General features: G+C 61.3%; 15 protein-coding genes. 2 read left to right on the forward strand and 13 right to left on the reverse strand.

Translation table 11 applies throughout. The features are described from left to right. Positions 1–61: 61 nt before the first annotated feature. From BGO80_RS01000 to BGO80_RS01030, 7 genes are all read right to left on the reverse strand, one after another. Complete coding sequence (locus BGO80_RS01000; protein ID WP_286718242.1) at positions 62–805, reverse strand: head maturation protease, ClpP-related; 744 nt, start codon at positions 803–805, stop codon at positions 62–64. Further along, positions 753–2,054, reverse strand: a complete 1,302-nt coding sequence (locus BGO80_RS01005; RefSeq protein ID WP_286718245.1) for a phage portal protein — start codon at positions 2,052–2,054, stop codon at positions 753–755. Before BGO80_RS01005 ends, BGO80_RS01000 begins: the two co-directional genes overlap by 53 nt. Then, a complete protein-coding gene (locus tag BGO80_RS01010; protein ID WP_286718247.1) occupies positions 2,051–3,766 on the reverse strand; it encodes a terminase large subunit in 1,716 nt (571 codons plus the stop codon). Before BGO80_RS01010 ends, BGO80_RS01005 begins: the two co-directional genes overlap by 4 nt. Continuing rightward, on the reverse strand, positions 3,766–4,239 hold the full coding sequence (locus BGO80_RS01015; RefSeq protein WP_286719585.1) for a helix-turn-helix domain-containing protein: 474 nt from the start codon (positions 4,237–4,239) through the stop codon (positions 3,766–3,768). Before BGO80_RS01015 ends, BGO80_RS01010 begins: the two co-directional genes overlap by 1 nt. Before the next feature lie 84 nt (positions 4,240–4,323). After that, positions 4,324–4,683: an HNH endonuclease gene (locus BGO80_RS01020; protein WP_286718250.1), complete on the reverse strand. Its 360-nt coding sequence runs from the start codon at positions 4,681–4,683 to the stop codon at positions 4,324–4,326. 94 nt (positions 4,684–4,777) lie between these two features. After that, on the reverse strand, positions 4,778–5,380 hold the full coding sequence (locus BGO80_RS01025) for a hypothetical protein (protein WP_286718252.1): 603 nt from the start codon (positions 5,378–5,380) through the stop codon (positions 4,778–4,780). A 406-nt stretch (positions 5,381–5,786) separates the two neighbouring features. After that, complete coding sequence (locus tag BGO80_RS01030) at positions 5,787–7,631, reverse strand: DNA primase family protein (RefSeq protein WP_286718255.1); 1,845 nt, start codon at positions 7,629–7,631, stop codon at positions 5,787–5,789. 10 nt (positions 7,632–7,641) lie between these two features. On the opposite strand from BGO80_RS01030, the gene BGO80_RS01035 reads away from it, so the two are divergent. Beyond that, positions 7,642–8,382, forward strand: coding sequence for a hypothetical protein (locus BGO80_RS01035; protein WP_286718256.1), 741 nt, complete (start codon positions 7,642–7,644; stop codon positions 8,380–8,382). Between the two features lie 2 nt (positions 8,383–8,384). Here BGO80_RS01035 and BGO80_RS01040 read toward each other — a convergent pair whose 3' ends face one another. The 6 genes from BGO80_RS01040 to BGO80_RS01065 are packed head-to-tail and all read right to left on the reverse strand — an operon-like array spanning position 8,385 to position 13,089. Further along, entirely contained in the window at positions 8,385–9,563 is a 1,179-nt protein-coding gene (locus BGO80_RS01040; RefSeq protein WP_286718258.1) for a DUF7146 domain-containing protein, read from the reverse strand. Beyond that, the gene (locus tag BGO80_RS01045; RefSeq protein ID WP_286718261.1) at positions 9,563–9,742 is read right to left on the reverse strand and encodes a hypothetical protein; all 180 of its coding nucleotides are present in this window, start codon (positions 9,740–9,742) and stop codon (positions 9,563–9,565) included. The genes BGO80_RS01040 and BGO80_RS01045 overlap by 1 nt, the downstream gene beginning before the upstream one ends. After that, positions 9,739–9,957 carry a helix-turn-helix domain-containing protein gene (locus tag BGO80_RS01050; RefSeq protein ID WP_286718264.1) on the reverse strand — a complete coding sequence of 73 codons (219 nt, stop codon included), beginning with the start codon at positions 9,955–9,957 and terminating at the stop codon, positions 9,739–9,741. Before BGO80_RS01050 ends, BGO80_RS01045 begins: the two co-directional genes overlap by 4 nt. After that, positions 9,954–10,133: a hypothetical protein gene (locus BGO80_RS01055; protein ID WP_286718267.1), complete on the reverse strand. Its 180-nt coding sequence runs from the start codon at positions 10,131–10,133 to the stop codon at positions 9,954–9,956. Before BGO80_RS01055 ends, BGO80_RS01050 begins: the two co-directional genes overlap by 4 nt. Positions 10,134–10,141: 8 nt before the next feature. After that, on the reverse strand, positions 10,142–10,453 hold the full coding sequence (locus tag BGO80_RS01060; protein ID WP_286718269.1) for a hypothetical protein: 312 nt from the start codon (positions 10,451–10,453) through the stop codon (positions 10,142–10,144). Further along, on the reverse strand, positions 10,450–13,089 hold the full coding sequence (locus BGO80_RS01065; RefSeq protein ID WP_286718272.1) for a DNA methyltransferase: 2,640 nt from the start codon (positions 13,087–13,089) through the stop codon (positions 10,450–10,452). The genes BGO80_RS01060 and BGO80_RS01065 overlap by 4 nt, the downstream gene beginning before the upstream one ends. Positions 13,090–13,157: 68 nt before the next feature. Here BGO80_RS01065 and BGO80_RS01070 point away from each other — a divergent pair, with 68 nt between their 5' ends. Further along, positions 13,158–13,949 (forward strand): hypothetical protein, encoded by a 792-nt coding sequence (locus BGO80_RS01070; protein WP_286718274.1) that lies wholly within the window; start codon positions 13,158–13,160, stop codon positions 13,947–13,949. The last annotated feature ends 9 nt before the right edge of the window (positions 13,950–13,958 follow it).

Here is a 13,958-nt window from a genome sequence, read left to right on the forward strand (position 1 = left end):
GTTGGCCGTGGCCGGTTGGCCACCTCACTGCCGGCACCGTGCCAGCAGAATCTCTATGTGATCAGGCGGCTTTGCCTGCCTGATGCTTGAGCTTCATCGTCGCGATCCGTGACCGCGCCGCATCCATGTTGGGCGTCCCGGCCAAAGCTGCCGGCGCCTTGTTGAACCGATGCTTTGCCGGGTCGAAACGCGCTGCGAGCCGCATATTGTCGGCCACATCAGTCGCAAAACCATTGTCAACGGCTTCCTGCGCAGTGAACCAGGTCTCGACGTCCATCCAGTTCTTGATCTCAGCCTCGGTCTTGCCGGTGCGGGCGATGTAGACGTCACGGATGCTCTGTGTGGTGCGATCGAGCAGCCCAGCCATGGTCCGCATGTCCTCGCTGTCGCCCATGGCGAAGCCCCAGGCATTGTGGATCATCAGGAAGCCGGATTCGCTGATGTGGATTTCCTCACCGGCCATGGCGATTACCGACGCAATCGAAGCGGCAAGGCCGTCGATATGCACGATGACCTTTGCCTTGTGGTCGACGAGAAGCCGGTAAATCGTCAGGCCATCAAAGACATCACCGCCAGGGCTGTTGATGCGCAGGCGGATCGTATCGACGTTCCCGGCCGCCTTCAGATCATCAGCAAACTGCTTCGCCGTGACGCCGCCGAACCATGAATCTCCGACATCGCCGTAGAGCATGATTTCGGCTTCTTTGCCCTTGGCCTTGATACTGAAACCGCTTGGCACTTTCGTGCCAGCGTCATTCAGAACGAGGCTGAGCGCGGTTGAGGACGATGCCATGCGGAACTCCATTGGCTTGCGGCTGCGGGCTTGTGTCGGAGTGGTCGGTCGGCTGGTCTGTGCTGGTGGTGGCTGGGTCTTCGCCACGGATGAGACGCCCCAACACCTGAACCTGCTGGGAAACGAGGCTGACATCGCCGTCGGGGCCAATGCCGTTCATGTCCTCGAGCGCCAGAATGCGGTTCAGCGGGACGCCCAGATCGAGCAAGCCCTTGTAGAATTTCATGCGGCTGTCATTGTCGCCGCGCATCAGCGCCTGCACCGAAACCTTCGTGTACAGTCCCTGACGATTGGCGCCGAAAAGCTTGTAATCGGCTTCCTGCTCGAAAACTCTGATCCAAGGCGTGATGCTGTCGACGACGACTTCGATCGACTGGTGTTCGATGTTCGAGAAGGTCGAGCGCAACAGGTGCATGACTTTGTGTGGGGGCACCCCGAACCAGCGGCAGATCTCTTCGACCTGATGCTGGCGAGTTTCGATGAACTGAGACTTGTTCGCCTCCAGCGTCAGCGGCTTGAAGTCCATGTCAGCATCGAGAATAACCGTCCGGTCGCCCTTGGGTCCACTATATAGCCGCTTGAAGCTGGCCTTGAGCTCTTCGAGCGCCGGAACTGACAGTGCCTTCTTCGTCGTGACTACCCCACTGGGGTTCATTCCCTGGCCAAAGAACGTTGAGCCGAAAACTTCCGTCGCCTTTGCCCAGCCAATCGACTGTGCAGCATACGAGATCACGCTGTAGCCAACAGGGCCATCACCGAGACCGCGGACATGAAACATGTCTTCGGCGTTCAGGATGGTCGACCCTGCCCGGCCGGTGACCTCATACTGAAGCGCCCCATCTTCTGCGCGAAGCACCGTCACCCGATCGGGATGGATCGGCCAAAGCGCATACGGCATGTTTCGATTGTCGCGCTCGATTTCTGCATACGCGTTGCCGCGCAACAGGATATTCATCAGCATCGACTGGCGCCAAGAGAACGCGCTCATATCTGGGCACGGCCGGGTGTTCAGCAGCCGGTCAACCTGATGGCCAGAAGAGACGACCGCATTGCCGTTCGCGTCCTTGGTCATAACGTGCCAAGGCAGTTGCGCTACCGTCCGGGTTAGGTACTGAACGCAAGCCCATACCGTCGCATTCTTCAGGGCATTGTCGGCATCGACATAGATGCCTGCATCCGTCTTGCCCAGCGAGTAGACGCGGGTTTCCGAGGGGCGATCCCAGCCTGTGATGCGGTTGAGGACACGACCGAACCAATTCATTGCGCCTCCTCAGCAGCTCTTTGCAAGGCAAGCTGCTCGTAAACAGACACGCCGCCACCCATTGCTTCCGGGTTCCGGCTCATCAACTGGGCCGCATTAAAAACCGCAATCAGCGGATCGATCTTGGCCTTGCCGGCCGCCTGCTTGGTGATCAGCACCGCATTACCGCGCTGCTCGGTCTTGGCATTGCCGACAGCCCAGGCCATCAGCTTCTGACCGCAATGCCAGAACGTCCCATCCTTGAGCTTCCGCTCGACGCCCCATACCGCTCCGGAGAGCTTATAGCCCTGGGAGACCGCCGCCATCTGCTCGTCGCCGATGCCCCGACCCGATAGCTCGTCGACCATGGCGGTCACGCCCATCGGGTCCAAACCAACGGCGCCCTTTTCCGGCAGCAGGCCGGCATCCTTCAGCCGCTCGACGATGTCGGCGACCTCTTGGATATCCTGCGTCGGGTGCTGACAAATGGTCAGTTCCCCGCACGCCTCGAAATCGCGAAGCAAAGTCACGATTTCCTTGCGCTGTTTGAGAGCATCGGTCTGTGCCCAGGCATGGCCCCAATGCAGCCATTCACGGGTGTTCCTGTCCCGGCCGATCACACCCAGGCCCAGCAGGTCGTCGAGGCCGCCCCCATCAATACCGACGACAGCGACATCCGATCGCTCGATGATCTCATCGAGGTCCAACCCGGACTGTTCTGCAGCCTCCCAATAGGCCGCACCGGCCCAGCGATCCCGCCGCAGCTTCAGCCCGATCTGGACATTGAGGTGCTTGGCTAGAAATGTCTGCTTGTCTTCTCCTACCTCCCCTTCGCCGCGCAAAACCTTGCGTAGCTTGTCCTCGAGCCATGATCGCCGAACCGAGCGACCAATATTGGGGTTGGTGACATAGAAGTTTTCGGGGTCGAGATAGGCTTCGCTGTCGAGCATGGCCTGCGGCCACTCGAACAGCATGCCAAAGGACCGCTTGTCCGCGATGACGCCATCACGAACGTCGCGAAAATATTCCAGCCGATCCTTGAACACCCCGGATGGTGCCTCGTCGCTATGGGTCGAAAGGTAGATCACGAACCCTTCCGACTTTGACACCAGCCCACCGGTGGCCTCTTCCAGCATCGCTGCAGCGCCGGCCATTTTGCCGAATAGCCAAAGCTCGTCGATCAGCACAAATCCCGCCTTCTTGCCGGCGACTGTGTTCGTGTCCGCCGCGACAACTTTCAACTCAGCCCGCGTCACCAGGTGCTTGATCGTTTTCTGGTGGTCGACAGGCTTCAGGATCTTGGACAGTTCAGCATCTGCCCGGATCATTGCAGCCGCGGGCTTATAGCTATTGTTCGCGACTTCCAGCGTCGGCGCCAAGATCAGGAGCTCCGCATCGAACCGCCAGTTTCGGATCAGCGCCGTCACCATGATGCCGGCGGCGATGGTAGATTTCGCGTTCTTCTTGCTGATCAGGAGGAAGAACTCGGCGATATGACGGGTCATCTCCGCATGCTCATAAGCGCCGAAGATCGCCCGCACGAAATCGAAAACGAACGGCTCGCATGCCTCCCCGAAGGTCGGCATACCGGGCACGTCCACGATACGCAGCGACTTGAACACGGCAAGCGCAGCGTCTGCCTCGTCGGGAAACAGCGGCTCAAACGGCACCAGCGATTGCCGCTCGACGATCCGGGTCTCCCAGTCCGGGCAAGCCGTCGACCAGTCCAGCATCAGTTCAACCGCTCCGGCGGTGACGGAGGAGCGAAGAGCCCGGTTACACCGGCCGCGACCTCTTCCGCCATCTCCTTCTTGCCCTTCTTCACCTCTGCTGGCGGCCGGGTCTGATGACCACGGTTCTTGATCACCTCGGCCAGCTGGTCCAGGTCGTGCTTGTCGAAGCGCCGCGACATCTCCTTGATCGCGGCGACGTTGCCGGCATCGACCTGATCGAGCAGGGCGGCGATCAGCTTGGCATCCGCCCTTGCTCTTGCCTCTGCCCGCGACTTCAGCTCGCGAAAATAATTCTTCCGCAAAGTGGGTGGCGTGATCGACAGCGCGGCGGCAATCTTCTCTATCGACCAGTCAAACGCCTGTAAGGCCATGACAAGCCTACGTTTTTCGTCGGTCGGCACATGCGCCGGCCGCCCGCGCTTGCCAAATCCTTCCGGAATTGGATCGCCGAGCAGGTCAAAATCCTGCGCCATCAAAAAAAAATCTCCACATGACCCCCAAGCCGGTCAGCGGCCCCAGGCGGGTCCAGACTTCCGCCCCCCCCTCCCCGTCGCTGGTCAGTCCCAGCGGCCGGTGGGGATGGACTGCTCTTCGGCCTGGATGAGCTTGTCGTGGACCGACTTGGCCACGGTCTCGATGTTGTTCATGTCCCAGAACAGCGCCGGGTCACCGCGATGCGGGCGCTTGTGGTTGGCCACAGGGCTGTCGGGCGCAGGGTGCTTGCCGATGACCAGCTGGCCGGTCCGCTGGCACTTGAAGCCGTCACGGGCGAACACCGCGATGCGCAGGTCTCGCCAGCGTTTGGTGCGATACCAGGCGCGCCACGGCGCGGCATCGTTGCGCGCCTTGTCACCGGCCTTCTCGTCGCCACTGGCATAGCCAATGCGCGGCGCCATCGGCTGGACGCGCGCGGGCAACGTCTTGAGCCTGCCCATCCCGCACCCCAGAAACGCAAAAGGCGCTCCGGTTGCCCGATGCGCCTGTCTCAAGACCTGATTTGTTGTGGTGAAGCTACGTCAATTTTTGCGGAACCGTCAATGCCCCTTCTGCAAATTCCCACGGCCGGACCGCAACGGCTGGCAAAAGCGCCTCGTGGTCGACCATTTCGGCATTGAGCAGCGGCACCAGATCGACAAGCGCATAGCGCCAGACATCGTAAGCCCGACGCGCCTCCTCGACTTCGGCCGGATCGTTCCCCTCGAGCACCGGCCGCGCATAGCCTATGAAGCCGCGCTTGGCATGCGGGTCGATATAGAGCTTCTTGGGGTTGCCAGCCTTGTCGACCTGGCAGACCCAGCGGCCAGGACCATCCTCGATCCAATCGGGCCGCGTCCCGTTTCGACCATGGCGGATCAGCAGCATGGTCGCCTCTGCCGGCAGCGCCATCACCGCGTCATAGATGACCGCCGCATCCTCGTGACATTGCACCGCCATATGCATCGCGCCGGCCGACGATGTCTGCACCCTGCACCCCAATGCCAAGACCTGCGCCAGATTGCTCTCCGGCGACGGCTGCAAGCCGCTTGGCCCTGCCAGCCGCGCCGCCACCGCCTCGATCTTCTGGTCGCGGAAGGCCCAGACCACCAAGTCCTCTACATCCACGGCCTTTGGCATAGCCAAATCTCCCTTGGGACAGTCCGTAGAGGTTTGAATGGGAACCTCTATCGGAGAAAGCGAAGCGAAATGAGTGTGTTAGAGAGGGTGGAACAGTTGGGAGGGTTGCCAATAGCACATGAGCTGCTTTTCCCGCCGCGATCCACCATCCTACACCCCACACCCCTTCCCCCTTTACTATACGTGCGCGAGACAGTCCCGACCCTCTAAATTTCAGGCCAAGACATTGATTTAGCTATTGAATTGAGAACGGGAGTTTTGCATTCACCCTCCCGCAAACCTCCCAACCCTCTATCGCGCCGCGTGAGCGGCGGGAGGGTTGGGACTGCCGCTTCTCTGTAAAAAGGGGGTGCGGGGCGCGGGGCGAAGGCTCTAACCCTCTGCCCCGCTTCAGGCCGTTGGCGGGTCAGTACCCCGGGTCGTCCGGGTCGCGCTGCGGCGGGGTGTTGGCGTAGCCGGTGCCGGCCAGGCCTTCTTTCAGCTTGATGTCGGTGTAATAGTAGAAATTGGAACGCTTCTTCTGGAAGCCCAGATCGTTGAGCCGGTCGCCAAAGCTGCGATTGCTGGCCGGCTTGAGCTGGTTGACCTCGCACCAGCGCAGATAAGCCTTGTAGAGATCGCCGGCCTGCACCTTCATATTGAGCGCAGGATCGACCTTCTCGATGCCGACATCGGCAAACACACCGACATTGTCGCGCTCCTCCCGGTGCTCCTGGGCGAACTGCTTGGCCTCGGACGGCGTATAGTAGTTCAGCCCGTTGCTGAGATACATCACGGCGCCCTCGAGCAGCCAGTTGAGCACCCCTGCCCGCTCCGCATCGAGCCGCGCCGCCAATTCTGCCGGGTCCATCCGCTCCTCGGTCGGGATATAGACGCCCCAGAGCACGAACAGGAAGCGCCGCCAGATGCCTTCATCCTGCCCCGTGATCGCCGGCTTGTTATTGCCGGAGAGCATCGGGGTAAACTTTGGCATGAACTCGAAGAAGTCCTTGTTGAGGAAACGTGCAAGGATCTTGGTGCCGCCGGTCAGCGCCTTGATCAGCTCCTCCTTGAGCGGCGTGTTTTTCGGCAGCTCTTCGATGGTCACCAGGCGCGCATTGTGCAGGCGCGCAATGTCGGGATTGGCCTGCTGGCCAGCGCGCTGCCCGTCGCCGGTGATCGATTCCGGCGAGGCGATCTGCCGGTAGCTGCCGCCGAGGCGGCCGATCAGCTCGAAAAAGGCCGACTTGCCGTTCGCACCCTTGCCATAGTGATAAAACATGACCTGCGCCGCATTGCCGCCGAACAGCAGCGCCACCGCCGTCGACACCTGAATGAAGGTGCGCCAGTGCTGTTCCGGCTGCACCTTGGCGAGAAAGGTGTCGTGGAAGAATGGCGCCTTGGCGCCCGGGTCATAGGACACATCGGCCATCTTGGTGATGAGATCGTCGCGATCATGCGGCTCGAAACTATAGCCCCCGATCATGCGCGTGCCGCCCTCCGGCTGGTCCGGGTCGAGTTCCTTCCAGAAGCGGATCGTGCCGTTCGCGACATTGAACTTCATGTCGTCGGCATCGAGCCGGTCGATCGGCAGGGATTTGAGCGATTGCGCCTGCTCCAGCATCGCCTTGGTGCGGCCGGCATTGCCCGAGGTTACCGCCCAGGCGATCCGCGACGAGCGGCGCTTGCCCAGGGCCGCCATGACTTCGGTCGCGGTCTTGATGATCCGCTCCTCGGCCGCGCTGAGATCGTCCTTCTTGCGCAACAGCTCGTCGGCGCGGGCGCAGATCTTCTTCTGCTTTTCGCTGGCCTCCAGCTCGACGGCCTCGAGCTTGATCTTGTCGACGATCATCTGCGCCAAAAGCCGCACATCGAGGTCTGCCTCGTCCCGCTGCCAATGGGTGCCGCGCCAATAGAGCCAGCCGAGGCCGGTCACATAGCGCAGGTTTTCGCCGAACCAGGCTACCAGGCGCCGGCCATTGTCGCGATCGTTCTGGTCCAGCCCGGCGCACCAGCGCGACACGATGCGAGACGCTTCGTCCAGCCCGTCATTGCTGCCGAAATCGTCGGCATCCATGAAATCGGCATCGCTCGGACCAGGGTCGTCGGCATCAGCCGGCGGCGGACCTTCTTTGGCCTTGGCCTTACGCGCCGGCTTATCGGCCGATGCCGCGCCCTTGCCACCCTCGATAACACCGAGTTTGACAGTGCGTTTCTTGGCAGCCGCCTTCTTGACGGCATCGGACTTGTCGTCTTCGGTATCGTCAGACATGGAGGCTACATTGCATTGGCGTGAACACTGGAAGGCTATCGCAATCTTTGCCGCTTTTACTTGGTTGATCGCCTATATCGTGGTGTGGGTTCACCGATCTAGTTGCGACAGCTTGCAGCAAGCCGCATGTGCAGCCCGAGCCCTGATGACGGCGGGCGCAGACGTGGTCACCTTTCAATGGGTGTGGGACAATCAGACCCTGGCGGCGGGCATGTTCACTTCCGGGGCCGCAGGGATCGCCCTCGTGGTGCTCTTCATTCAGCGCCAGTGGCAAATCGATAGCGAAAAGAAAGCCAAATACGCAGAAGCTCTCAATGCTCTGAATTGGACCAAGATCCTGCTGCGCTCGATTGCAGATACCGCGGGGCGAAAGGAACGGCAGGCGACAATCGGCGAAATCGACAAGCTTGATGACCATCTGGTCGCACTTGCGACTGTATCTCCCATGCTCGCAGAGACCGTTAGGGATATGATCCAACGCCTCAAAGCTTACGCAAAAAATCGCGAAGACAGCTTTGCCCTTCCATCTCTCGACGACGATTTTGGCTTTGAAGTCGACGGCCTGGAATGGGCATTCGTGATGGCCACCTGTTTCACAGCATTTTTCCGCGAACCGGAAAGACTGCTCGATAGCGATGCCAACTTCATATTCAAGCGACAGAAATTCGCGGCAGTAGCTGGCGATCTCACCAACTACCCCAATCTCGCCTTTTGGGAATGGAGGCATGTGCGCGACTTTTTCGAAATCTGACCTCACAAAATCACCCGTACCAAATCATTGAGGTCTTTGCCGTCGCCAATCGGCTCGACGAATGAGCAGTCCAGCACCGACAGCGCCGGGTTCTCCTGCAGGCGGCGTTCACGCCAGGCCTGGGCGCGCAGCAGGCCGCGCGTCACCTTTTCCACAGTGCGCTTGTCCGGCTCGTCGCTGTCGCAGAGATAGACCAGCTCTTCGGCCCAGTCGGGCGGCAAGAAACAGTCCCAATCCGTGAGGTCCGGCAGGCCATGCTGCTGGCGCCCTTCGGCATCGCGGGCGGCCTTGCCGGCCATATTGCCGAGATCGACCCCGGCCCAATAGGCCGTATCAGCCTCGAAATTGTGGGCCAGCGCGGTCAGCGTGGTTTCGATGCCTTCACCCATGACGATGCGGCGCGGTCGATCCGGGGTGTAGAGCCTGATCGCTCCGCCCTTCTTGGCCCCGCGCACCTTCTTGGAGGGAATGGCTTTGCCGGTGTCGGTGTTGTTGCCCGGCACGGCCTTGCCTTTCGGCTGGTCGAGGTCGAGCCAGGTAGCATGGCTGGCGCCGAACCTGTCGTCAGGCTGCTGCACCGCGGCGATCATGGCCGGGCCGGTCCATGCCGTTTGCCAGGCCCCGCCCATATGCTCGACCAGCTTCAAATGCGGATGCTCCCAGAGCTTGATCGCATCGATCGGCACATGCCGGCCGATCAGGTCAAAGCCGATGCCGCGCAAGGCGAGATAGCGGCCGAGAGTGTCGCGGCCATGATTGGCCCGGGCCTCGGAGAATATCCGCCAGCCATCCCGTCGCGCCTCTTCCCGGTAGCGTGCCGCCTCGTCGGCCCGGCGCTGCTCATCCCTGGCATTCTGTTCGGCAATCTGCCGCGCCCGGTCAGGATCGAGCGGAGCCGAGGCCTTGCGGCCGGTGACGATCTCGCAGGCCTCGACGAAGCCGACGCTTTCCGTCGCCTCGACCAGCTTGATCACGCCCGACCCGCTGATGCCGCAACCCCGGCACAAAAAGGTGTTCTTCTTGGTGTGGATGGCAAAGCGATCGGTGCCACCACAGACCGGGCAGGGTCCGGCCCGGTCGATCCCCGGCGCCAGCTTCCAGCGTCTGCGGATCGCCCAGCTTTCACAGCTGGTCTGCATGGCGTCGTCGCGCAGCGCGATCAGTTCGGGCGATAGGGTCATCACCGCCCTCCCCACTTCGACAGACCGGCCATGGCCGCCTTGATATCGGCCATGCAGGCAGAGGCGCCGCGCCCTTCCTCATAGTCGCGGATGATCTTTGCCACGGCGGCCAGTGCGCGCTTGCGCGATGCCCCCCGGCGCCCGGCCCGCTCCGCCTCGATGCGACCGATATCGCTCACAAGACTGCCCTCACCTTGGGCTTTGGCCTGGCCTTGCCCAGCATCCGCTGCAGCGTGCGGCGGTGAATGCCGAGGCGGCGAGCCGTGGCGGAAATGCAGCCGCCTTCGGCCGCCAACGCGGCGCGGACATAGTGAAACGCCACTTCATTGGGCGAGAGGTCGAGCAGGTCGATGGCCTGCTGCAGGGCAGCGTGATGGGCATGGGAGACTGTCACGCCGCCACCCCGCTTCGGCGCGTGGCCAGGTCTAGTTCGTCGGCCGCCACGATATGACCCCGCGCCTTCAAGAAGCCGATCGCATCCTCATAGGCCTCGACCAGCCCATCAAGCCGCGCCGCCTCGATGCGCGCATCGATCTCGCTGCGCACCGACATGCCGGGAATGGTTTTCATGGGCAGTCTCATCGCTTGCACCACTCTGTGGCGTCGAACTCGACATAAAGCTCGGCAAACTCACCATCGGGATCATCCTGGACGATGTGAAAGCCGAACCATGGGCAGCCATTTTCGGCATGGTCGAGTGCGTCAGGGATATTGTCATCCTCGAAACACTCGCAGCCATCACGCATGTGCAAACGATAGGCGTTGAGATAGAAGCCCTCGACCTCGACGACTGCACTTTCACCTAGGCTCGTGCCACGCATTAGCACCGCCAGCTTCGTGCCTTCTGCGATCTGCGGCTTCTCGCCCGCATGCTTCCATGGCCCGGTCATGCCACTTCTCCCTTCTCTTCCTGATGTTCGATTTCCATCACGCCGAACAAATCCGGCATGGCCAGCTCGTCTTCCATGGCCTTCACATAGGCGCAGCCATCCACGAAATAGCCGGGGTTGAGCTCGACGGCCCGGCCGCGCCGCTTCAGTTTCAGCGCGCGATAGGGCACGCTCATGAGCCCCCCGAACGGATCGAAAACTGTCTCGCCCGGCTCGGAATATTGCGCGATGCAGCGGTCGATGATGTCGAACTGCAGCGGGCAGAGATGCATTTCGCGGCCAGCCTGGGCCTGCAGCGTGTTCATCGACAGCATGCGGGCCACGTCGGACCACACATCGTCATGCTTGGAATGGGGCGGCAGCAGCATGAAGGTCGAGGGCAGCGAACCGTGCTGCTCGAGCTCTTCGGCAATGGTCACATGATGTTCGAAGTCATAGACCGCGTTGAGCTGGTAGGCCTTCCAGAGCTTGTAGATGACATTGGCATCGAGGCTGCGCAGCTCGTCGCCGGTCAGCAGGCGATTGCCCGACACCGGCATATAGCCATGGGCATCGAGCTGCCAGCGTGCGCGGCTATAGCCGTCATTATCGGTCCAGTGCCCTGCCTTCCATTCGCGCTTGCCCTTGGCCACCGGCTTGTCGGCATAGCCATTGGAATTGTCGGTCGGGGGCTTGCGGAAGATCAGCAGATATTCGGGCAGGCCATTGCCCATGCGGCTGCCATCCTTGCACTGCTCTGTCCAGCCCAACCGATAGGTCTGGTTGTTCTCCCGCACCACGTCGGTGGTGATGGTCTTGCGACTGAGGAAGGCAAAGCCATGCTTGGTGAAGGCGCGGATGCAGTCGTCGGAGAAAGGATAGACCGATTGAAAGCCCAGCCCGGTCATGCCACCCGGCACGATGCGATCTTTCACATGGATGGCCGCCACCCGCCCCGGCGCCAGCACCCGCAGCAGCTGCGGGATCAGGTAATCCATCTGGGCCCAGAAGTGGCCATTGTCGTCGGTATGGCCGAAATCGGCATAGTTGGGGCTATATTCGTACTGGGTCGAGAACGGGATCGAGGTGACGATCAGATCGACCGCGTTTTCCGCCATGCCGGCGCATTCGGGCACGCAGTCGTTGTTGACCAGCACATAGCTATCCCCGCGAACCTCCACCCGCTCCACGCCCATCGCCCTGGTCAGGCTCTGCGCCATGGCCGCCGAGGTCAGCCCATATTCCTTGATGATTGAGGTCATGATCGCCACCTGCTCGTTATGGCGGCGCCATTTCGCTTCCAGGCTGTCGCGCACGGGACGTTCGGCCTCGGTATAGATGAGGTCGACGCGCACGGTTTGCGTCTGCAGGAATCGGTAGCACCGATGAATGGCTTGGATCAGGTCGTTAAATTTGAACCCGATCCCGAGAAAGATTTCCCAGGCGCAATGCCGTTGGAAATTGCTGCCAGAGCCGAGCATGCTGGGCTTGCCGGCCAGCTCGGCCCGGCGCCCATCGGCAAAGTCGGCCAACAGGGTTTCGCGGGCGTCGAGGTCCTGGCTGCCATAGACCGTGGCAATGCCGGGAATGGCCGCCTCGATGGCGTGCCGCTCCGCCTCGAGATCATGCCAGATGATCCGGTGCGCCTTCGGGTCGATGGCGCGCAACTCCAGCATCTTGGCGATGCGGATGGAAAGGCTGTCGCGCTTTTCGCGTGCCGCATCGCTGAGGCTGGCCGCCGCATTGCGCAAGAGGCGCCCCTGCCCGCTTTTCTCCACCCCGGCCGATGCATGATCGGCCGGCAATTCGTGCCAATGCACCTCGAGCGGCGGCAGGTCATAGCCTGCGTCGGAAAAACCGAGATCGCTGGGTTTCTGCACGAACAGGCCCCAGCTGGCCACCCACAGCCAGAACTCTTCCTGCTTGTGCGGGTGGATGGTGAGGCTGTCGGCCTTCTCGCTATTGCGCTTGAAGAACCGCGTCTTGGCCTGGCCGACATCCATGACTTCGAGGAAGGCCGAATAGGCCAGGAGCTCGATATATTCGTTCGGGCTCGGCGTGGCCGTGGCGACGAATTTGAACCGCACCCCGTCGAACAGCCGCATGAATTCGCGGAAGGTCTTGGTCCCGCCAAAACCGCGCAATACCGAAGCCTCGTCGAGGCTGGTGGCGGTAAAACCGCGCGGATCGAGCTTGCCGTCACGCACCGTCTCGTAATTGGCGATATAGAGCTGGCCATCGGCCGTGCCTTCGATGCCCCGGATAAAGCGCAGGTTGGGCACCCGCTCCGGCCGCCCATCCGCCCAGGCGCGCAATTCTGCCCGCTGCGCATCGCTCACCGCCGGGTGCTCGCCTGTCGCCAGCGCCCGCGCATCGGCCAAAAATTCGCGGCGCACACCCAAGGGCGCCACCACCAGGCCCTTGCCGCCAAAACGGGCGACGACAATGCGCAGGATTTCCAGCTGCACAAAGGTCTTGCCCAGCCCGAAGGCCGCGAACAGCGCCCGCCGCCCGCCCAGGCAGGCCCATTTGACCATGGCCTTCTGGTGCGGGCTCAGCAGCGGATTGATCTCATCGTTCTCGACGATGAAACCCGAAACCGGCGCCCTGGCCACCTTGGCGGCAAGAAAATCTTCGTAGCGGAGGGGCATATTCATGCTGCCGTCTCCATTGACGAAGACGCCGTATCGCAGCGAGTGTGTGCAATCAGCTGGGGGGTGCTGCTTTGAAGCCGAGGATTTTTGGCCTGCGAATAGAGCGCAGCGCTCTCTACCTTATGTTCTTCGCCTGCGGAATTCTTGGAGGCATAGCCATTATTGCTTTTGCTCCGGGCGCGCCTTGGAGCACGAACATTGAACCGACTGGCGCCACAACCGCCGAGGCTCTGGACCTGGCCACCCAACGCAGCATGGCTGCCTCTGCCTGGTGGATGGTCGTTGCAAGTGCCGCTGCGGCAGCCGTCGGACTGGCAACATTGGTGCTTGTCGCCAATACGCTCAATGAGGCCAGGCGAAGCGCAGACGCCGCAAGAGACGCGGTTAAGGCCACGCTCACCGTGGGCAAAAAACAAACCCGAGCCTATCTGGTGGTCGAGAATGCTAACCTGATCGCGACTGACCTCTTGCCTAGCCTCACATTCACAGTCGATGTTCGAAATACAGGTCAGTCGCCCGCGCAAAAGGTGCGAGCCCGTGGGACGCTTAAGATAGTGAAAACCAGCACAAATGCCGAAGGCGAAGTCGCAGAAACGATAAGACTTTCGATGGAAGGCAGCATGCAAATGCCAGACATTTCGGCCGCACAATCTATGCCATTTTCCTTCGGCGAATTGTACCTCAACGACGATCCTGGTCTGCATGAGCGACTGGACGATATTTTTCTCACGGCGAAGGCAAACATCTGGATCGATTACGAAGATGTTTTTGGTGACGAAGATACCGTAGAAGTCCGGTTTTCCGGAGGCATCCGGACACCTGAACACACCCGCCAGGGCGTCAAACTCAAACCCGTTGTGTAGCTCTCCCTG

The organism is Devosia sp. 63-57, assembly GCF_001899045.1.
Taxonomy (GTDB): domain Bacteria; phylum Pseudomonadota; class Alphaproteobacteria; order Rhizobiales; family Devosiaceae; genus Devosia; species Devosia equisanguinis.